The 18,814-nt window shown below is 54.5% G+C and carries 30 protein-coding genes and 1 pseudogene; 23 read left to right on the forward strand and 8 right to left on the reverse strand.

Annotation, left to right across the window (positions count from 1 at the left end; translation table 11 throughout):
• Window positions 1-170: 170 nt before the first annotated feature.
• Together PRJ_RS28530 and PRJ_RS30000 are read left to right on the forward strand one after the other, a co-directional pair.
• A complete protein-coding gene (locus PRJ_RS28530) occupies window positions 171-560 on the forward strand; it encodes an antitoxin Xre-like helix-turn-helix domain-containing protein (RefSeq protein ID WP_100852557.1) in 390 nt (129 codons plus the stop codon).
• A 639-nt stretch (window positions 561-1,199) separates the two neighbouring features.
• Window positions 1,200-1,538: a hypothetical protein gene (locus PRJ_RS30000; protein WP_162497242.1), complete on the forward strand. Its 339-nt coding sequence runs from the start codon at window positions 1,200-1,202 to the stop codon at window positions 1,536-1,538.
• Here the strand turns inward: PRJ_RS30000 and PRJ_RS30805 are convergent.
• The 3 genes from PRJ_RS30805 to PRJ_RS28540 are packed head-to-tail and all read right to left on the reverse strand — an operon-like array spanning window position 1,488 to window position 3,191.
• Window positions 1,488-2,051, reverse strand: coding sequence for a TnsD family Tn7-like transposition protein (locus tag PRJ_RS30805; protein ID WP_104963045.1), 564 nt, complete (start codon window positions 2,049-2,051; stop codon window positions 1,488-1,490). The genes PRJ_RS30000 and PRJ_RS30805 overlap by 51 nt on opposite strands.
• Window positions 1,969-2,280: a hypothetical protein gene (locus tag PRJ_RS29960; protein ID WP_158682595.1), complete on the reverse strand. Its 312-nt coding sequence runs from the start codon at window positions 2,278-2,280 to the stop codon at window positions 1,969-1,971. Before PRJ_RS29960 ends, PRJ_RS30805 begins: the two co-directional genes overlap by 83 nt.
• A complete protein-coding gene (locus PRJ_RS28540) occupies window positions 2,277-3,191 on the reverse strand; it encodes a TnsA endonuclease N-terminal domain-containing protein (RefSeq protein ID WP_100852561.1) in 915 nt (304 codons plus the stop codon). Before PRJ_RS28540 ends, PRJ_RS29960 begins: the two co-directional genes overlap by 4 nt.
• Window positions 3,192-3,425: 234 nt before the next feature.
• Between PRJ_RS28540 and PRJ_RS28545 the strand changes: the two genes are divergently transcribed.
• From PRJ_RS28545 to PRJ_RS28595, 11 genes are all read left to right on the forward strand, one after another.
• Complete coding sequence (locus PRJ_RS28545) at window positions 3,426-3,743, forward strand: hypothetical protein (RefSeq protein WP_104963046.1); 318 nt, start codon at window positions 3,426-3,428, stop codon at window positions 3,741-3,743.
• Window positions 3,744-3,766: 23 nt separating this feature from the next.
• The gene (locus tag PRJ_RS28550; protein WP_104963047.1) at window positions 3,767-3,991 is read left to right on the forward strand and encodes a hypothetical protein; all 225 of its coding nucleotides are present in this window, start codon (window positions 3,767-3,769) and stop codon (window positions 3,989-3,991) included.
• Between the two features lie 93 nt (window positions 3,992-4,084).
• On the forward strand, window positions 4,085-4,348 hold the full coding sequence (locus tag PRJ_RS28555; protein WP_104963048.1) for a hypothetical protein: 264 nt from the start codon (window positions 4,085-4,087) through the stop codon (window positions 4,346-4,348).
• 10 nt (window positions 4,349-4,358) lie between these two features.
• Entirely contained in the window at window positions 4,359-4,739 is a 381-nt protein-coding gene (locus tag PRJ_RS28560) for a hypothetical protein (protein WP_104963049.1), read from the forward strand.
• A 450-nt stretch (window positions 4,740-5,189) separates the two neighbouring features.
• Window positions 5,190-5,321 (forward strand): hypothetical protein, encoded by a 132-nt coding sequence (locus PRJ_RS30520; RefSeq protein ID WP_256597992.1) that lies wholly within the window; start codon window positions 5,190-5,192, stop codon window positions 5,319-5,321.
• A gap of 83 nt (window positions 5,322-5,404) precedes the next feature.
• On the forward strand, window positions 5,405-5,617 hold the full coding sequence (locus tag PRJ_RS28570) for a hypothetical protein (RefSeq protein WP_104963051.1): 213 nt from the start codon (window positions 5,405-5,407) through the stop codon (window positions 5,615-5,617).
• Between the two features lie 44 nt (window positions 5,618-5,661).
• Window positions 5,662-5,952 (forward strand): hypothetical protein, encoded by a 291-nt coding sequence (locus tag PRJ_RS28575; RefSeq protein ID WP_104963052.1) that lies wholly within the window; start codon window positions 5,662-5,664, stop codon window positions 5,950-5,952.
• Window positions 5,953-5,968: 16 nt separating this feature from the next.
• The gene (locus PRJ_RS28580; RefSeq protein ID WP_104963053.1) at window positions 5,969-6,157 is read left to right on the forward strand and encodes a hypothetical protein; all 189 of its coding nucleotides are present in this window, start codon (window positions 5,969-5,971) and stop codon (window positions 6,155-6,157) included.
• Between the two features lie 197 nt (window positions 6,158-6,354).
• Window positions 6,355-6,693, forward strand: coding sequence for a hypothetical protein (locus PRJ_RS28585; protein WP_104963054.1), 339 nt, complete (start codon window positions 6,355-6,357; stop codon window positions 6,691-6,693).
• Window positions 6,694-7,049: 356 nt separating this feature from the next.
• The gene (locus tag PRJ_RS29965; protein ID WP_158682596.1) at window positions 7,050-7,604 is read left to right on the forward strand and encodes a hypothetical protein; all 555 of its coding nucleotides are present in this window, start codon (window positions 7,050-7,052) and stop codon (window positions 7,602-7,604) included.
• Window positions 7,605-7,776: 172 nt separating this feature from the next.
• Complete coding sequence (locus tag PRJ_RS28595) at window positions 7,777-8,739, forward strand: IS5 family transposase (protein ID WP_371928165.1); 963 nt, start codon at window positions 7,777-7,779, stop codon at window positions 8,737-8,739.
• On the opposite strand, the gene PRJ_RS28600 is transcribed toward PRJ_RS28595, so the two are convergent.
• Window positions 8,653-10,208, reverse strand: a protein-coding gene (locus PRJ_RS28600) for an IS3 family transposase (protein ID WP_371928166.1) whose coding sequence is annotated in 2 segments (ribosomal slippage) — window positions 8,653-9,752 and window positions 9,752-10,208 — 1,557 coding nt in all. Because the reading frame shifts where the segments join, the coding sequence is not laid out codon by codon here. The two genes, PRJ_RS28595 and PRJ_RS28600, sit on opposite strands and share 87 nt — an antisense overlap.
• 66 nt (window positions 10,209-10,274) lie before the next feature.
• Between PRJ_RS28600 and PRJ_RS28605 the strand changes: the two are divergent.
• The 7 genes and pseudogenes from PRJ_RS28605 to PRJ_RS29970 all read left to right on the forward strand — a co-directional run.
• Window positions 10,275-10,433 (forward strand): annotated as a pseudogene (locus PRJ_RS28605) (IS5/IS1182 family transposase); the annotation flags it as partial.
• Between the two features lie 139 nt (window positions 10,434-10,572).
• Window positions 10,573-10,965, forward strand: a complete 393-nt coding sequence (locus PRJ_RS28610; RefSeq protein ID WP_104963057.1) for a hypothetical protein — start codon at window positions 10,573-10,575, stop codon at window positions 10,963-10,965.
• Window positions 10,966-11,645: 680 nt separating this feature from the next.
• Window positions 11,646-12,020 carry a glyoxalase superfamily protein gene (locus PRJ_RS28625; RefSeq protein ID WP_104963059.1) on the forward strand — a complete coding sequence of 125 codons (375 nt, stop codon included), beginning with the start codon at window positions 11,646-11,648 and terminating at the stop codon, window positions 12,018-12,020.
• A 101-nt stretch (window positions 12,021-12,121) separates the two neighbouring features.
• Window positions 12,122-12,913, forward strand: coding sequence for a hypothetical protein (locus PRJ_RS28630; protein ID WP_104963060.1), 792 nt, complete (start codon window positions 12,122-12,124; stop codon window positions 12,911-12,913).
• Window positions 12,914-13,153: 240 nt separating this feature from the next.
• Window positions 13,154-14,122 (forward strand): HNH endonuclease signature motif containing protein, encoded by a 969-nt coding sequence (locus tag PRJ_RS28635; RefSeq protein WP_177429929.1) that lies wholly within the window; start codon window positions 13,154-13,156, stop codon window positions 14,120-14,122.
• Window positions 14,123-14,882: 760 nt separating this feature from the next.
• On the forward strand, window positions 14,883-15,173 hold the full coding sequence (locus tag PRJ_RS28640; protein WP_104963138.1) for a hypothetical protein: 291 nt from the start codon (window positions 14,883-14,885) through the stop codon (window positions 15,171-15,173).
• Between the two features lie 295 nt (window positions 15,174-15,468).
• The gene (locus PRJ_RS29970; protein ID WP_158682597.1) at window positions 15,469-15,651 is read left to right on the forward strand and encodes a hypothetical protein; all 183 of its coding nucleotides are present in this window, start codon (window positions 15,469-15,471) and stop codon (window positions 15,649-15,651) included.
• 56 nt (window positions 15,652-15,707) lie between these two features.
• Here PRJ_RS29970 and PRJ_RS28650 read toward each other — a convergent pair whose 3' ends face one another.
• From PRJ_RS28650 to PRJ_RS28665, 4 genes are all read right to left on the reverse strand, one after another.
• Window positions 15,708-16,001: a hypothetical protein gene (locus PRJ_RS28650; protein WP_177429930.1), complete on the reverse strand. Its 294-nt coding sequence runs from the start codon at window positions 15,999-16,001 to the stop codon at window positions 15,708-15,710.
• A 200-nt stretch (window positions 16,002-16,201) separates the two neighbouring features.
• Window positions 16,202-16,384, reverse strand: coding sequence for a hypothetical protein (locus PRJ_RS28655; RefSeq protein WP_104963063.1), 183 nt, complete (start codon window positions 16,382-16,384; stop codon window positions 16,202-16,204).
• Window positions 16,385-16,429: 45 nt separating this feature from the next.
• Window positions 16,430-16,615: a hypothetical protein gene (locus PRJ_RS28660; RefSeq protein ID WP_104963064.1), complete on the reverse strand. Its 186-nt coding sequence runs from the start codon at window positions 16,613-16,615 to the stop codon at window positions 16,430-16,432.
• Between the two features lie 134 nt (window positions 16,616-16,749).
• Window positions 16,750-17,400: a hypothetical protein gene (locus PRJ_RS28665; RefSeq protein ID WP_104963065.1), complete on the reverse strand. Its 651-nt coding sequence runs from the start codon at window positions 17,398-17,400 to the stop codon at window positions 16,750-16,752.
• Window positions 17,401-17,553: 153 nt separating this feature from the next.
• Here PRJ_RS28665 and PRJ_RS28670 point away from each other — a divergent pair, with 153 nt between their 5' ends.
• The 3 genes from PRJ_RS28670 to PRJ_RS28680 all read left to right on the forward strand — a co-directional run bounded on the left by PRJ_RS28670 (window position 17,554) and on the right by PRJ_RS28680 (window position 18,693).
• Entirely contained in the window at window positions 17,554-17,826 is a 273-nt protein-coding gene (locus PRJ_RS28670) for a hypothetical protein (RefSeq protein WP_104963066.1), read from the forward strand.
• A gap of 44 nt (window positions 17,827-17,870) precedes the next feature.
• Window positions 17,871-18,146 carry a hypothetical protein gene (locus PRJ_RS28675; RefSeq protein WP_104963067.1) on the forward strand — a complete coding sequence of 92 codons (276 nt, stop codon included), beginning with the start codon at window positions 17,871-17,873 and terminating at the stop codon, window positions 18,144-18,146.
• 247 nt (window positions 18,147-18,393) lie between these two features.
• Window positions 18,394-18,693, forward strand: coding sequence for a hypothetical protein (locus PRJ_RS28680; RefSeq protein ID WP_104963068.1), 300 nt, complete (start codon window positions 18,394-18,396; stop codon window positions 18,691-18,693).
• Window positions 18,694-18,814: the final 121 nt, after the last annotated feature.

Here is an 18,814-nt window from a genome sequence, read left to right on the forward strand (position 1 = left end):
TTCCCACGTGGTGCTCGAGCTGGTCGCTTTCCAGATGAGACGGACTAGTGAGCAAATGATCGGGAGCTTATGCTTTGAACAACGGTTCGCGGAATGTGAATAGCGCCTGGCATATCAGACCCATGCGCCATGGTCCGGAGCGGCATCGACGACAAAGGAGGCGGTTTTTAGTGGCGATCTCAAGTGAGCTCACTCATGATCAACAGGCAGTAGCCCTAAAAACCGCGCTGCGGGTGCTCGAGGAGTGGAATGCCACTCATGATCAGGTGTGCAGCATCCTCCGCATCTCGCCGTCTTCGCGAAAGCGTATCGCCCACCACCCTGACGCCGTGCTGCGCCTCGACACTGACCAATTGCAGCGTGTCAGCTTGGTGCTGAACATCCACGCCGCCTTACGAAATACCTTTGACAACCAAGCGAACGTGAAGGGTTTTCCTTCCATGAAGAACGACAATGCCTTCTTCCAAGGTCGTTCCCCCTTAGAGGTGATGTCAAAAGGAAGCCTCATCACACTGTACGAAACCTACAAGCGGCTCGATCACCTCCAGTGGAGTGGCTAATACCCAGCGCACGCTTTCGCGGGTAGCAGACCGCAGATCCATCGAAGGGGATGCTGAGGTCCCATTGAGGTGATCCCAAGTCACCGCGGAAGTCACTGATGTACTATCTCCCATCTACTTTTCTCAAGAGAGTGTTGCTTGCTACCAAAAAATGCACCGGTCACAGAGCCATTCGATGAGGAATACTTTGCGTCGACCATCTTAAGAAACAATGAACTCTGCGGGATAGTCGAAAACGAGTCCCGGTATCTTGAGATCACCGAGTTCGAGTTGAATGTATTGAAGTTAGGAGACACTAGGGCATTTCGCGGAATCTTTGGCCCTGATGCCTTGAGCAGGCATACTCTCTATCCGATAGCTATATTGTTCGATAGGGTCCGATACCGATCCGCGTCTGTACTGCCCAGGGGACCATTTAGGGTATGCGCTCAATGTGTCATTGAAGATGTGCAGCGCCTAGGTACCGCCTATATACACCGCACCCATGTAACTCCAGGACCGCTGGGCGTTGAAGTATGCCATCGACACGCATCGCCCTTGCTGGAGAACTGCCCTACCTGCAAAGTAACATTGCAGCGGCACAAGCTTACGAAGCTAAGTTCATGCCTAACCCATGAGCGCTATGGCAAGGCGCATGCGGTGCAAAGCTCATCCGAACATAATTATTCTAAATTCGTTTATGACGTACTGAATTTACCATCCCCCGAAGAGTTTCGAGTTTTTTCCATCCCCGCCATAAATCGTTCTCTGGAGGTTCACGGTTATGAAACTCCATCAATTAGTAGCTATTTCCAGTTTTGTATAAATGAAGACCCTACCACGGCGATTGATGAACGGATTTACTTGCAAGCTGAAGCCGCCATAAAAAGTTCGCCTCGTACACCTATGCAGTTATTCACTCGGGTCGCATATCTCCTGTACGGCAACCTAGACAATTTCATGACCGCTATGAATGCCTGTCGCGCCGACAATGATTGACGCAACTTCACTCTCCGCCAGATGCAATACTCTTATGTTAGCCTGCCTGAATAGGCTGGACCGAGTAATATTCACATTTTTCATAGCTAGGAAACGAGCGGCCCAGTGTAGCTTTCTGAGCTGATGATCATGCCGGCTTTCCAAACACGCCTTGATGAACGCCGTAGACCTGGGCAGCTTCCGCTGCTGTCGAAACGCATCAGGAGGTACAGATAAGACGCGACACAGAGCCGCTAGTGAAATAAGAACTGGCCTACCTGGCAACGCGTATAAGTCATCCAAAGCGCGTGACAACCTTGCGACTAGCTCACGGTCTCTCCCGTCCCAGTCAATGTTATCGTTAACTGCCAAACGCTTCGCATGACAAGAAATATAGTTTCGGAGCCATGCCCGGTCGTGACGATATAGCCAAGTATAATTTTGCGCCTTCTTAGCTGGACCTATAGCGTAGCTTGTAGTAAAGGATTGCTTTTTCGCGTGACAATTTTTCTTTATCACTGAGCTCGTCCTCATCCTTAAGCATGTATGCCGCAGGGAGGTCCTGCTCAACTCGGAGGATTCCCTGCTCCAGCTCGTAGGAAATCTCCTCAATGCCGATCACGCCTGGCTTCTTCAAGGGGTACTCAAGCCCAATGATCAGCGCCTGCCCGGTACTATGGTTAATATCTATAATCCTTGAGACCGACTTTATTAAGGCGGATTCGAGTACCGGGACTAAGACATAATTAATGGGCAATTTCACAACGTGACCTCACCGAAATATACCGCTGTGGAGGGCACTGTTAGCCCCATCAGAGGCTTAGATATTCCAAGTTCGAACTCATCTAAATTAACTATGATTCGCTTATGCCAAATAAGATAAAAAACTAGCTCTTTTACAACCGAGTATTCTATATATACGTTCTGACTGATAAGCCTCAACAATCGCCTCAGTGAAATACGCTCTACTTCGACTGGGTCGGCAGCACTCAGGAACTGCAGAATCTTCTTGACGTTGTTGTCAGATGCAATAGACAAAGGCAAATTGGCATAGCTTCGAATGATGATGAGATTCTTGATCTTCATGTGTGGAAGATCTTCGAAGAAGCATAGCTTCGATTCGACTCCACGCCGCGCCCAATACTCTTTCTCGATTTCTTGCTTTTCGAAGATGCGCTTTCGCTTTTCGACAGAAGCGTTAGCTATTTCACTTCGATATTTAAGTGAAATTGCGACAAGCGTCGTCGCATCAGCTCCAGCGCGGGTGTAGCTAAGCATGAAGTCTGCGGTGTGAACGAACGGCACATCCGTACCGATATAACGGGCGGGCTTGATATTTTTTTGCAACGCGATGGAGTGGGTCTCATCGTAATCAAGCAGCGGGAACTGCTCACGGATGTCCGTGATGTCTTGATTGAACTCCATCAGGACGAAGAAACTGAATTCGCCATTGGACAAGCAGTGATGCCCGCGAGCGACCCGGACTCCAGGCACGACTCTGGACGTGCCCCTGGAAGGAACCGACCGGATTTTGAGCCAGGGCCGGTAGGACTCACGTTCACCGCTGCCGACGCCTTTTTTGATCAGCTTCTCGAGGTAATCCCTGCTAACAAGCTTTCCCCGACGCGGATTGAAGGCCGCGGGAGGTGTCGGATTGGGCTGGGAGGGATTCATAGCGGCGCCAGCCTCGGAGTGCAAATCGCTTCAAATCGACGATGCGGCCGCTATACAGCCGCTTGAACCCCGATTTTACGCCTCCGAGGGGCTTGTTACCTACTTAATTTCGCTTGTTACCTACTTAATTTTTTTTGTTACTCCCTTTTTTAGGAAGCAACACAATCAAGAAACCATTCGACGGGCTTTCGAAGTGGCTTTATAGTTCCGTTAATTGGTACTAATGGAGTAAGTATGTCTGCGTTTGATGTGAATGAAAACGGTGTTCCTCAGTACCCCAAAGGGCACGCCGGACGGTTGCTGGTGACACTCGCAGCCATTGACCGGCTGGAGCGGCCTACAGCATCCAGCGTTGCGGCCTTGACCGGGCTCAGCAAGGGCAAGATTGACGACTACGTTCAAGCTCTGAACGCCGAGTTCGGCACCGTGATCGTTAAGGAAGGCCCGGAATATAGGGTCGATTCATGGGGGGAAATATTAAAGCGAGTCGGTGTAAAAAAGGTTTTGACAGTTCCGATTAACGGAACTAGAATTGATGCTATCGAAGGATGAGTTACCGATAGGAAAGAGACGAAATGGCCAATTTTGCAGCGGTAAACAAAGCGATCAAAGAAGCTTTCCCGACTCTGGACATCCGGGCGGTACGCTGCAAGGGCTACGTGTATTTCGACGGCGACGATGGCTTTGACAAGTTCAGATCAATTTACTCGCACCCAACTAGTACAAGTACCGACACAATGATTCGCCTTTGCTTGAGTGAAATAAATCGAGCAACTGAAGACGGAACAACCACCGCTTGAAAATTGCGGTAACCCCCAAGCCCAGCCCTCGCGCTGGCCGAGGCCATAGAAGGATGCCCGTTTTGGCGTCCACCTCATCCAAGGAATGACCCGATGCCACTACCGAAACGCAAGAACATGACCCTGCGCGAGCAGGAAACCGCTGCGAAGGCCCAGTGCCACGACTGGAACACCGCGCACCCCGAAGGCGCTGCCGTGCTCTACGAGGAACTGCTGGGCTCTGGTGAAAAAATCCAGACCAGAACCTGCGGCAAGGCCTTCGTCATGTGCTGCGAGCCCGTCATCATGGTGGACGATGTTTCGGGGGCTGTTTCCCTGGATCACTGCACCGTCGTCACAGAGCACGCGGCAGCGTAGGAAATCACCCATGCCTCGCACCATCGAAAGCATTGTTGAAAACCACCGCGTAGCGGCAGAGCGCCGCGCCGCTGGCAAGCCTGTGTGGGATCGCAGGATCGACGTAAAGGCGATCCTGCATGAAGATCAGTCGAACACCTCCAATGAGCATGCGGCGCAGGTGGCTAACCGCATAGGTGCGCTGATTCGCAGCCATGTTCCAGCTGCTTGGCTGGATTGGAACTCCGACGACCTGGATGAAGACTTGACCCAAATCGTTGAGGGCATGGAAGCATTAAAGCCGGATAGCTACGAAGGCAAGGCAGATTTCACCCCGCTGGACGACCTCAACAGCATGCTGGATCAGCTCTACGACTGGGCTGACGGCAAGCGTGTGTGGCTCGGCCACTGATCAGGGAATACGAAATGGCAAACCCTATGGCTCTGTGTATGCGAAAAGGTGGGATCGATGCGGTAGTGGTTGCCGCAGCCCTGGGGTGGACTGTCCTTTGTGTGGTATGGCTCCTCGGTGGCTCAGGCTATCAATTCTTACAACCGACGGCTTTTGAACTGACCACCCGTTTTTTGCTTTCTAATCCGGTGACGGCTTTAGATGCCTCGGAAACTATACAGGCCCAAGGCTACCTCAGCCTCATCGAGCAACATCGTTTGTTAGCCAGGACCTCACAGTAGCAATGGCTGAAAGTAAGTTAACGCCCAGGACGACCGCAAAGCAGCCGCGATCAACACGACCGTGACGCCGAATAAGCAGGAAAACGGCACCGCCCAAGCCCAGCCATGCGCTGGGCCGAGGCAGTAGAGGGACACGGTAACCGTGCCCAGGATCGAGCAGGAATGAGGCATGAACATCCCGGCATGGGCAGTAACGGTAGGTTTGGTTGTCATCATCATCGCGGGAGCCGCGTGGGTTTACAGTCGTGGCACGGACAAAAACGACCCGAACGGCAGCGACAACAATAAGCCCAAACGTTGAGGGAAAACGGCACTGCCCAAGCCCAGCCATCGAGCTGGGCAGCCACGTTGAACCGGCACATTAACAACCCAAAAGGAGTCGCTATGAACACGGACCTGATCGTCAAACGGATTTTGCTCACACCCGTGGCAGCAGGCTTTGGGTGGCTCGTTGCCACCATGATTCTCATAGGGCTAAAACTGGCCTTCCCCACGTTTTCAACCACATGGATTGAGCGCGCAGGCCCTATCGGCGCCATTGTGGGCATCGTCATTTTCTACGCGATGACCTGGAAGGAAGGTCGCTCGGCCAAATAGGCCCATGCCGAGAATAAACCCCATTAACTTCACGGATTTCCCACATGAATGACAATCAGCGCGACCTTCTTGTTCGGGGTGGAATCTACATAGTGGCTGGCTTGATTTGCGCCGCCATCTTCTCTGTGTGTTGGCATTACGTTGGCTCGCGCATCAGTTTGGGGTTCCCGTCGTACTCCTTGGGTGCTTCCCTAGAATTTCCGATTCAGCTGGCAGCTAACGCGCTGCTGTCGATGTTGATTGGCTTCTTGTTTATGGGGCTTACACTGGCCATGCCTCGCCATATCCGCCGTAAACAATTCTGCCGTCGTAAGCATGCCGAGAACGCCAAATAATCACGGAAAACGACCGATGAGTATCAGCAAGAAGGTTCAAATGGCCAGGCTTTCATTTTGGGCGGGCACGGTCACGACGCTTTGGGGAGCCTTTGTCCTCATCGAAAAAATTCACAGCGAGTCTGTCGATCTGTTTTGGGCATCCACTCTTTTCCTTGTCGGTGGTGTGCTCCTGGTGAGCTCATTTCGTGTCCAGCAGGGATAACTAGGAAATCAGCAAATGCCCAAGTGTCTCTGCATAATTTGCGCTGGAATCGCGGACGCGAAATCCGCGCCCTGGTACTGCAAAAGGCCCAATCAAGGGCCGGTTGTGTGCAGCGTTTTCCTTGAACTGATGGTCAGTCTCAGATGACACTGATCCTCAGTCTTTGATATTTTCTTTTGGCTGATGCAGGTAGGCCCATGACCCTGAAGATTGATCCATCCGCTGTACAACCGTTCAAATTCAACCCGTTGGAAGCGGGCCGCGCTGAACCAGATTTTATTGTTCAGTTGCTGGAACAGTTCGCCGGTACGAAGCTCAGTGACGAAAAAAAGACCTCGATCCTCACCATTATTTCAGAGCTGCCGGAAGGCGCAGGCATGCGCGATCTGTATGAAGCAATCAAGGTGCAGGAGGCCGCAAGCCTTGGCGTCACAGTAGAGCAGTACGAGGCCCTTTCGCCGGTTCTTGAAGCGCTCCAACGGATGCTTGCACTGGGCGATCACGGTGCCCTCTTTGCACAACCTGCTGACGTGTAGGAAAACGCCCAAGTACACCACAAGCCCAGCCAAGCGCTGGGGAGCGGCAGTATGAAGCCAGCACAATATCTTGTGCCGTTGAGCAGCTGGTCGAACACAATATGTAGTGGTAGAGGGAAAAACGATGAAGGCCGCGAAATTAGCATGGCAAAAACAGGTTAGCGGCGCGCTCGTAACCTTGCAGCGAAAGCGAATGCATCTGGAGCATAAATTAGGCTTTTGGAGTTTGCCCGGCTACGCCTGGATACGGTGCGTTTTAGGCAAGCCACCTATTGCCGATGAAGTCACGCCGCAGATTGAGAAGATTGAGCACCGCATGTGCCTCATTTCATCCCGCTACAGGTAAGAAAACGACCATGACTATTGCAGGTTTTTTTGTTGACTGGAACGGTGATACACGCAGGACTTCCCCGCATGCAGCGCCGCTTAGCTCAATTCTGTACGAAAGCTCACTTCTCTTAAATCGGAAACCATCCATGAAGCTTCATTTTTTCTCCGCAGCTGCACTCGCCACGCTGTTAGCAACCTCTGTGCACGCTGCGACGCCGTATAACGTTTTTCTGTCAGGGCAAGTGTTCAAAGGTGATGAGCTGGTCACCAATTTTGCAACACCTATTTTGATCGGTCGGACGTTGCCGGTTAAAGACCAAGACAGGGGAGGGGCTGAAAGAAACGAGTCATTTACACTCGAATTGACGCCTGAACCTGTCCCACAAAATCGCATTTCGGTGGCCATCAAGGCAGGTTGGGGGGGCAATTCTGAATCAAGCTCAGTGGCGGGAGGGGTGCTTAATGAACGCGTCGAAATGGCTCAGGGAGAAACCAAGACCATTCCCTTTGGGCCGTGCGGGCAGTCAAATCCCCAAGGTAGCTGTTACAAGGTGGTGTTCAGCGCAACCGCGCAGCGATAGCGGGGAAAACGCGACCGGTACACCCAAGCCCCGGCCCTCAACATCCGGGGCCGAGGCCGTAGAGGCGGGTGCGTTTTTCGCTCTAGGGATTCTCCGATCAAGTCAGCACAGGCCATCTGACCTGTGCTGAAATAGCCCTCCGTCCAACTGCCTTCTACAAGTCCGCCATCCCATGAGCCAGATGAGCTTTTCCGATTTCGAGTACGCCGGCAAGCGCAAGCAAACCCGTCGCGAGCGTTTCCTGGCCGAGATGGAACAGGTGGTTCCGTGGAGTGGACTGGTGGCGTTGATCGAGCCTCACTACCCAAAGGCTGGCGGTGGCCGCAAGCCTTATCCTCTGGAAACCATGCTGCGCATTCACCTGCTGCAGAATTGGTTCTCTTTGAGCGATCCCGCCATGGAAGAGGCGCTGTACGAGATCACTTCGATGCGCCAGTTCGCTCGTCTGACGCTCAGCGCTCCGATCCCCGAAGACACGACGATCATGAACTTCCGGCACCTGCTGGAGAAGCATCAGTTGGCAGCCGGCATTCTGGAAACCATCAACAATTACCTGCAAGACAAGGGCCTGTCGTTGCGCCAGGGCACCATTGTCGACGCGACCATCATCCACGCGCCCAGTTCGACCAAGAACAAGGAAGGCAAGCGCGATCCTGAAATGCATCAAACGAAGAAGGGCAACCAGTACTATTTCGGCATGAAGGCCCACATCGGCGCGGATGCTGAGTCGGGTCTGGTGCATCACGTTCATGGCACCGCCGCGAACGTAGCTGATGTGACGGAGGTCGCTCAGCTATTGCATGGCGAAGAGAATGTCGTGTGTGCGGATGCGGGTTACACAGGCGTGGAAAAGCGGCCAGAACACGAGGGACGGCAGGTGATATGGCAGGTCGCTGCCCGCCGCAGCACCTACAAACACTTGAGCAAACGCAGCGTGCTCTACCAAGCCAAGCGCAAGATCGAAAAGGCCAAGGCGCAAGTGCGTGCGAAGGTGGAGCACCCGTTCCGGGCGGCGTTTTTCAAGGTAGTTGTCGCGTCAACCATCCAACTATGCGGCTTGCTTCACGTGCTGTTGTTCTCGGTCAGGGTTCAGCAGCACGGTACCAATCGGCTCCCAGTTGCGAGTGCGTCCTGACCATCGCTCCGGATTCTTGCTTCGAGCGCGCTCATAGAGTTCGTGGCGCAGGGCAAGGATTTGCCTGTCCTGACCTCGATGACGCTCTGCTGGCGTGACGAAGCGGATTCGGCTGTGTCGGTGTTCGTGGTTGTACCAACGGATAAAATCACGCACCCAACATCGTGCAGCATCCAAGGTCTCGAAACCCTTGGTCGGCCATTGCGGGCAGTACTTCAGTGTTCTGAAAAGCGCCTCCGAGTATGGATTGTCATTACTGACACGCGGCCTGCCACGGGACGGTGTTATGCCCAGCTCGTACATCTTGCTCAGCAAAGTGGCCGATTTCATCGGCGTGCCGTTGTCCGAGTGCAACACCAACGGCTCTCTCAAGCACTGTTCGCTGATTACACTTCTCTGCAGCAACACTGCAGCTTTGGCGCCGTCTTCGTTCTCGTGTACCTCCCAGCCCACAGTCTTGCGGCTGTAGATGTCTTCGATCAGGTATAGGTAGTAGTATTTTCCACGCACCGAAGACGGCAAGTATGTGATGTCCCACGACCACACCCGGTTAGGTGCGCAGGCAGCATGCGTTGTCGGCTCGGCATGACGCCCAGGGCGTTGAGCACGCCCTCGGCGTTCTCGCTGTCCAGCAGCCCGAAGCACCCGGTAAAAGGTCGACTCCGAGCCTATATAGAGCTGCTTATCGGCCAGCCTCGGCACGATCTGGCTAGGTGGCAAGTGAGCATATTCAGCGCTGTTGCACAGGTTGAGAATCGCTTGTCGCTCGTGCTCGCTCAGCGCGTTCGGTGGGGTTGCGCGAACTGTAGTTGTACGTGCATCCGCCGCCACTTCTTCCGATTGAGTCCAGCGCTGCAACGTTCTGAGCGTCAAGCCAACTTCCTGACATGCCGTCAATTTCCGAGCTCCGGAATTAATCGCCTCAGTCAGCCAAGCCACCAGCAGTTGCCGTTCCGGCAGAGCAGTCAATTGTCCTCGTCGTCTACTCCCCAGTAGTCGTTGAGCTTTTTTCGCAGCACCAATAACGCGGCTGTTTCAGCCAACGCCTTATCCTTGCGGCGCAGTTCGCGCTCAAGCTGTTTAATGCGTTTCTGATCCTGACGGGCCTGCTCCCGATCAACCTTAGGCTGCGCTGTTGGAGGGGCCATCCCACTCATGAACGCTTGCCGCCAGGCAGCAAGCTGCTCGGGATACAAGCCTTTGCGACGGCAGTATTCACCCACCTCGATCTCGGACAAGCTGGCGCATTCGGCTACAGCTGCGAATTTCATTTCTGCCGACCAACTCTCGGTCGGGTGTTTGGGATCGGTCACCACCACACATCCTTCGGCACTGGCTCGTTTGCGCCAGGTATACAGCGACATTTCAGTAACGCCCTCGCGCCTAGCGACTTCGGCCATCGTCAGGTTGAGTGGAGGACCCAGCATCTTGAGCAGTTCGGCTTTGCGCTCAGAGGAATAGTACGGCACAACGGCTCTCTTTCCGCCCCCGGGGTCTGGTTTCAGGTAAATCTGGCGAGGCGACAACTATCCTGACACCGGGGGCGGGTGATCAAACGCCAGTTCGGCTATGTAAAGACTCGTTTTCGCGGCTTGGCCAAGAACACGGCGCAACTGACCACGCTGTTTGCCCTGTCGAATCTGTGGATGGTGCGCCGGCAATTATTGCCTGCTGCGGGAGAGGTGCGCCCGTAGTCCAGATAACCAAGGCTTTGCCTTGGTTATCCAATAATCAGCGACTGAAAATCGGGCTTTTCGGCATCCCTAAGCTGCCCATTTTCGACTGATGAGCAACTTGTTCGGAGTTTCCCTAGGATCAAGCAGGGAAAAGAACATGTGGGAAATTTTGTTGTTGGTAATCTGTTTGCCGCTGATCATTGCATTGGTTTTGGGGGTGGGCAAAATTTCGGCGGGCGTTGTCCTGTCTTTCGGTTTTCTACTGGACTCACTATGCACGAAAATCTGCAATGCATATCTCGCCCGCTACCTGCTGACGACACTACGAACGCACCACCCTGAGCTCCCCATTCTATCGATTAAGTTGCGGCGGATTGGTTTCGACTCGTTGCGTATCATCCAGTTGACGCACAGCGGCGGCTATTCCTCCCAGTTCACGCTACGTCTCCCAACCAAGCATCGGCTCGCTGGGGCTACCAAAGCCGAGCTATACCGATCGGCTTGCAAACTCCATCGCCTTGCGCCAGCTGCGGCTGCTGAGACCAGTTAAACCTCCCCGTTTGATAGGAAACCTCCATGAACCTTCCAATTGACCTCCCTAATGGCTGGTCCGCCGAGACGGACGAGACCTTCGGGGGGCGATCATCACTGCGGTTGACCCAGACGGACACAAGGGCTTTGTCACGGTCAACGAGGCGAAGCGTTCGTTCGAACTGGGCATGAACCTGGTGAGGCAGCGCAAGCATTACTCCGGCCGCTACTGGCGGAAGGAGTTGTACGAAGAGGCTGCGGCCACTCTCCAGGCAGCAATGAGTTAAGCGGAAACGACCATGCCTCGCAAGAGCAAATACGGAAACATGCCACCAGCGCCTGAGTACACCGCGAAGGTGAAGCGTATCGGCGCGAAGCGCTGGGCATAGTGCGGGGCCTGGAGCTTGCTAGGGCGTTGGAGGCCTCAAGCATCGAACATCTCTATCTGCTGATTGATGATGCTGCGACAGCACGGGTTCTGGAACTGGAGGGCAATGGCGGCGGTACCTGAATCCCCATGGCAGTTGTGCTTGATTGTCCCGACGGTCTGCAATAGCCTCTTGCGCATGGCTACTTGCTGCCCGGCCCCCTCCGCCAAAATGGCATGGTGAAAGCAAGGTTTACCCCGAATGGTGATTCTCACCGGCAGGTCCAACGGAGGGACGACGCGCACAGCGGCCGGAATAGCGAGAATGCACCATGCCCAAGATTGAAACGCTCAAAATGCAGGCCAAGCGCCTGCGCGTCCACCTCTCCAGCCACAACATGCCTGTGACGCATAGCCAAAGCCTGGAGGCTGTCGCAGCCATGCATGGTCATCGCAATTGGAACACGGCGGTGGCTAAGTTGACCCGGCCACTTGTTCAACCCCCTTTGCGGCTGGAAGTGACGAGAGACAGCACTCCCGAGAATCTGCACGCTTCTTTACAAGCACTGCTGCGCCTGGCACCGGATGATGTGATCCGTTTTCAACTGGCGCCAAACCTGAGCGTCGAATTGGTGCATGAGGCGCAGATTATGGCGGATCAAGTCGGGCGGGTAGGGATCCCCGCTCTGATCGAAGAATCGGTGTAGCAGTTGCTGTTGTTGCTAAGAGCCTAGGCTCAATAAAAATTGGGCGCCATGTATCGCCTGCGAAGGTCTCTGAGACTCGACATACAAATAGGAATCGCGGAATGCAACGTCTTGAGCAGCAGCTAGACGGCCTCAAATTGAGAGAGGTGTGGGAACAATTACCGTTAAACCTTCGCGCAATTCCAAAACTGATACTTGACTCAACCGGAATCGAACTTGAAGTATTGCACAAGGCGGAATGCCGTGATCCAGTCTTCAATATCGATAGGGCAACTGCGGGCTTTGAAATCGATGGTGATCAGCAGAAAGTTGTGCTTTGGTGTGACCCATTGACCGCTACGGCCTCTGTTATCGGGCATGAACTTCTTCACCTGCGACGTGATATCTGCGAAAGCCAGATTAAACTAATGCCCACTAGATTCTGTGACCCCGCTATGTCCAATATTGCCTACCAACTGGAAAATGAGATGGAACATATCTTTATTATTCCTGAGGAGATCAAACTTTTTTCTGATGCAGAGGATCGTTGGGCAAAGGATTATGCGGATGTGATCAACCGAATCATGAGTCGTGAGGAACCAGATAAAACTGAAATGGTTATGGCTTGGATGCAAATTAGAAATTCCCTACCGAACCACACTGATCTGGCAAAGAAATTAGGCCCTCACATCTATGCCCAAGGAGAAATGTGGGCCCAGGAGAGCCAAAGTTTCAATGACGTGGCAAAGGAAGCGAAGGACCAAAACAGTAAAAAAAGCCTGCTCAGTTGGATGATGGAGGCCATTCATACATGGCATCCTGATCATAAGGATACAGTGGGCTACGGAAGATGGAAGATAACGGGTGCTGGCCTGAGTTTCGAACCGATGGGGATCGGCTTGTTGACCGACTAGACGCACCTTGGCTCTAGGTATGCCGAGTATCACTTGGGGCGTGCTAAGCCATTGGATTCTGCAGTGGGCCCCGGTGTGCTGATCGGTAAGGCGCAACTCAAGGGCTGATCGGCTGCTGTTGCAAAATGACTACACGAAGCCCCGGCCTGGTTGGGGCTTATCCATTTTAAGCTCCGGGCAGGCTAACCTATCAGGGAGTCAAACTGGACTGCGAGCAGCGTGCTAGAAGGGAGTGTTGCCTTGTCCAATTCACCGCCCCGTCGGTTTCGAGGCTCGGAGAGTCTCGCGGCCGAACAGCGCTCTCGCGATGCTGTGCGCCCATTTCTGGAGGCCTGCGGCTTCAACGTTGTAGAGGATCGCCGGATCCTCACCGGTTCAGCATCCCAGCAAATTGTCGATTTCCACACACCCGATGGCCTGCATGTCAAAGCCCGGGTGCGTCTGTGCTGGCGCCGGGATGGTCGTAACCCGAATGAGCAAAAGTACTCTGCTGCTCAGTTGACAGCTCACCTCCGGCCTGGCGGGTGGGGCGCTACCCTGGAGCACGTGGTGGGGAGAGATCTCGCCCAGGGCATGAGCCACGCCCTGCTATTCCAGCGCGACGGTGAGGCAGTGGTCTATGCGGCCCTTATCCCGCTAAGCGCGTTGCATTCGATCTGGAATCGTCAGCGGGAAGTGAGCGATGAACTCTTGCGTCGTGGGCTGAAGGGCCGCATCAAGAAAAACCATGCCCAGAACGGAACCAGTCCAACGCTGTGGCTGCAGGATGATCGGTTGCCAGATACTCACCAGGTAGCTGACGTATTGTGGCAATGGCCAGGGGTTGTCGATCTCGCGAAGCTGGTTGCTACGGATGCATTAGCGCCGGGCCTTGACGACACATTCGACGATTGTCCTACGCCGGATTATTCGTCTTTAGGGCGGGACCTGGGGGAAAGAGTGAGCACTCCGCGGTCGCACGTGAAGCGAGATCCACGGGTGCGCCTGGCGGTTCTAGAGCGATCTCGGTACCAATGTGAGAGATGCGCCGAGAGTCGAACTTTCCGCGGCTTTCTGGACGTGCATCACGTGCTAGGTGCCGAGGTGTCGGACCGCGTCTACAACTGCGTGGCACTCTGTCCGAATTGCCACCGGGAAGCTCATTACGGTGAAAACCGAGATGAATTGAATACGCAGCTTCTGGAGTACGCCCTTCAGTTCCGATCGTGACTGCCATTGCAGATCGTCGTGACGCCATTCTAGGACCTCTTAAACAAAACAGGTCCGATCATGAACGCAGCACCAGAAGCAATTTATCGGCAGGTGGACGAAGACCAGGTCACGTTCTGGGTCGCAGTCGATGGGCGAGGGTATCGAGCATGGGGTACCTTCAGGGGTAGGCACATCAACGCCCGGGGAGGATCTCGATCGGCCGCAGTAGGCGAGTGGCTTCAAAAGGCGAATTACGCAGCCAACGAGTGATGTCTCGGCAGAGGAGCGTAAGGGTGGATCCTCGACCGCTCCTCAGCCCCTGCTTGCGCCTGTAGTGCAGGGCAGCATGGAAGCCGAGTGTGTGCAGATCAGGTTAATCGAAGGTGGGCAGCCCCGCCTTTTCGATGAAGCGTTCAAGCACCGTTTGTTCGTCCGGTGCTGTTGGCGTGCCACCGTGTGACGCCTTACCGCGCTGTTGCGTGGCGTGATTCTCGAAACAATGGCTGCTTCAAGGCCTGGCGCGAACCGGCAACGGTCAAGATCTGGCCTGGGCCATTGGGGATCACTGAAATTGAGCTTGAGGTGGTTACCAGGGCCCTAGCTGCAGAATTCACCTCCCTGGAAGTTAAGGTGATGGGGGCGGCTTGTCAGGTCCCATCGCTAGGATTGTCGGTCCGGTCATGAGCTCAGCACACGAATTTTGGTGCCCCAAGTAGGCACATGTGCCTACAATGCAAGAGTAGGCACATGTGCCTATTTTCAGATGTTTGGAGGATTGATGAACGACGAACACCGGGAAGCCAACCGGCAAGCATTTCTGGCGCTGCTGAAACAATTTAACGTGAAGCAAGGTGAGAGTGCGGTGCTCATCAATGCCGTCACCCGGCGGCCATGCTCAATTCGAACTGTTCGCTCTTGGCTCAACGATCCGACAAAGAAATCATCCCGGCCTTGTCCATCCTGGGCGGTAAAAGCCTTGCAAGATGGGATTGTGTACATGCAGCAATTGATGGAGCGTCGAGAGCAGCAGCAAGCCGCGAAGCTGACAGCTGAAGACACCCCTAGGTAGGCACATGTGCCTATTCCCTTGCGGGTAGGCACATGTGCCTACCTTCGTTATGCCACAGCTCGAACAAACCAATTAAGCCCGGCCTGCTTCCGGGCTGATACCGTATAAAACCATGTGATTTTGGCGCACCTGAAATGAGGTTGGCGATATGCCTGTATGCCCGATTGACCCCGCTGACCTGGAGCGGCTCGCCAGCTCGGATAATGGGAGCCTGCAGGTCACCTTGTACCGGAGTGGCCAGGGTCTAGTCCCGTTGAAGGTTTGTGAAGACCAGGACCTAGCACGGGACGAGAAAATGACTGAACTGCGCTCCCTCATCAAGCACATGAAGACTATGAGAGATGAGTATTCCATCGCGTACAACGAAGGACTCATTGATGGTCGGCTCAAAGAACTGAGAGCGCTTGGGATTTTGAGCGAAGAGGACGTCTCTACTATCGAAGGGGAAGTTGCGGCGTGTGTGGCCCGTCTTTGCTGAGCCAGCGCCAGCCCGCACAAATGAATTTTTAGGTTCAGCCGGCTGCGCATAGCACGTTAGCCAGGCAGCAGAAAACTCGTGTCGATTCCATTGTGAGGAATATCCACGCCCCACCATTCAAGCGAGCGGTCGCGGAAGGTGAGCCAGTCAGCCTGTGTTGGGCCTCCATGCGTACACATTCGGCACTCAGGTAAGCCAGACATCTGTTCGGTAACAGTATTGTGAAGATCAATTCCCCGAGGACTGAATCGTCCGACCGTTGAGCCGTCACTGCTGTGTATCCAGATTGTCTGGCGATTGGCGGCGATCTGAAGCTCGTAAAACAGCTCCTGGTCGGTTTTTTGAGTCATGTCTGTACTTGAAGTTTGCGTGTACACGGTGATTTACACCTACGTGGCTATCGTGGCAACCCTTCGAAGAAGCCACTATAACCTGGTCGGTGGACCAGATGACTCGCGGCTTCACTCTACTTGACCGGAAGCGCAACGAAAAACGCCCCCAGCAAGCCGGGGGCGATGGTGTGCATGCTCAAGCCGCAGTTTGCTGTGGCTCAGTCATACGGGGTTGCGGCCGTGGGAGGCAAGCCACGCTCTGCGCGGAATTCTTGGGCCATCTTTGCACGACGCATATCGGAGAGGATGTCGAACTCGCGCTCGTATTCAGGATTGACGCTGTCAGTAGCTGCGTAGGCGGCTCGGACCTTCCGTGCTTGTGCTTCGATTGCGTTATTCATGATGTTCCTGGGTGAGGTTGGAGGACTGAGGTGGAAGGCTGGTGATCAGCCGGCGGCGGGCAATCGTTCATTCAGTTCTTTGAGCTTCTGGTCGTAGTGCTCAACCAGGTTGCTGTATTCCTTCGACTGCCAGCTTTCTAGGCCGCCGGCGTTTAGGACCTGCAAGCAGTAGTCTTTCTGTCCTTGAACAGACAGGATTTCGTCTTTGATCAGTTGCAGATAATGGTTCATGGTGTGTGTCCACCCGATGCGTTGTTGGCTATGTACGCGGTGATGGCGCACATGCAAAAAGAAACTCTGGGCAATAAAAACCCCAGGCGAACCCGGGGTGTGGTGGAGCGTTTGCCTAAGTGAGCATGGAGACGCTATTCATCATCCGCGGCCTGGGCGCGAGGGCGAAGCAGCCGCACTGCATAGGTGCCGCTTACTACGTGGTCAACTTGGGCTGAAAAACGGCTGGTGCCCGCTTCAATTGCCTCTGTCGAGCAGTCTGGGGTGAAGCGCGCAGTCGTTGTGCTCAGCACATTGTTACCCTCGCTGTAGTATTCAGCGATCAGTCGCCTGGCACCGTCATCCCCGGCTTGTAGGTATGCGATTGCCTCTTTGATGCCGACCGCTGTTTGGTACTGCTTTCTGGCCACACCAGATGTGCAGTTGAAACTCAGGTCGTCGACGATCAGCCAACCTTGAGATCCCAACCGATCAGCAATTAGCGTTTTCAGCGCATCGGCGTCATCTGCAGTGGTTACAGGTAAAGTTGTAGTCGGCTCACCTGGTAGGTGTTTTGCGTCGATTCGGTGAGCCAGATCCTCGGTCACAATGAAATGCGTGGAGCCAAAGGTTCGGACGACTCCACGCCCTTCGATTGGGGACTCCAAGCGATCGAGGAGGGGTCTGGTGTCGCGAATCTCCACTCCCTCTCCGGTCTGGGAGATGCGCACGATGCACGCCATCTTGACGATGGTCCGTGCAAGCTCCGGGGTCAGGCAGGTCGCTACTTTCACGAGTGTTGTCATGGTTTCTCTCCTGAGGAATTGAACATCGTGCTCAGGGATGAGTTACATGGCAGAACAAGGACGCTGGCGCTCACCGGCACATCCGTTACACGCGTGCGTGAGCCATCTCCATGGGCAAGTTCAACCAGATTTCCCTTCTGAGGAGTGCCACCCATGAGCAGCAACAAAACCGTCCCTGTCGCCGAGTACCGCCGTGCCTACGACCGTCTCCACCGCAAGGTCAATGACTACCATGCCTGCTGCAGTGCCAATGAGGTATCCCATTGGAAAGAGATGACCCAACGTGTTTTGACTGAGGTCTCGAACATTTCGTGCTCGCGTGCGAAACCTGATGATGTCGAAAACATGGCCAAAGCGCGTGCGAGGGTCGAGGGCAACCTGGCCGCAGCCGACGAGCGAATCGAAGCCTACAAACGCGCTGCGTAAGGTTTTCAGAGCGAGCAAAAAGTGACTACTGGCGGATGAGCAGTATGGAATACCTTCAATACACTGCGGCGCCGTCGGCACGCAGTGCTGATGTTCGCCGCATGCGTGCGGCATTGGCGAATGCAGGCTACATGGCCAGCGAGAACGATATCGAGCGGCTGTGGGATGACTACAGCTTCGCGAGACGCTTCTACAAGGCAGGTTGGTTTGATTTGCCCCAGGACGATGAGCAACTGCTGGAGATTCTGCTTGCTGGGTTCAAGGTGAAGCCTGTCCCCTACGACGATGACGATTCTATCCAGTGGCCTTCGCACTGGTAGTACATTCCGCCAGGCCTGGTCCCCTAACGCTGCACCACCCCGTTCTGCTCACGCAGTTCGGGGTTTTTTACACCTGCGCTTTCTGCTCAGGAGGGTAATGTCAGGAAGGCGCAACTCAAAGAGCCTGCGGCGATCGGCTGCTGATACCCGCAGCTTCGACCGCGGGAGCTGCCGTCTGGGGCGGCTTATCAGGTGTTGTTGGCCATTCCTAGCTATACGGCCAACCCACTTCTTGAGGAAAAACCCAATGCAAACAATGCCCGCGACCATCGCTATGCTGCGCAACATTGCTCCCGTTTCAGTGGGCGTCAGCCAGTTCAACGGAAAGCCAGTGTTCAAAGCCTACTCGAAAACCGAGGATCGCTTTTATGAGCTGCGCGGTGACGCCTCAACCAGCGATCACTATGCTGCACTGGTTGCCGAGTTCGGCGACGCAATCAGCAAGCCTGCGGCAGATCATGATGTCGAGCAATGCCCCCGGTGCTTCACCGATCTTGAAGTATTCCAGGTTGGCCTTTGCGACGATTGCCAGGCACTCGGTTACTGAACCAATAACGTTTTATCCACCCGGCCCACGAGGCCGGGTTTTTTGTTGTGCGCCAGGCATGGCGCGTTGCGCGTAAGCGCAACCTGCTTGGCTGTGGTGGCCAAGCGGGTGACTTGGAGGT

Source organism: Pseudomonas sp. XWY-1 (assembly GCF_002953115.1).
GTDB lineage: Bacteria > Pseudomonadota > Gammaproteobacteria > Pseudomonadales > Pseudomonadaceae > Aquipseudomonas > Aquipseudomonas alloputida.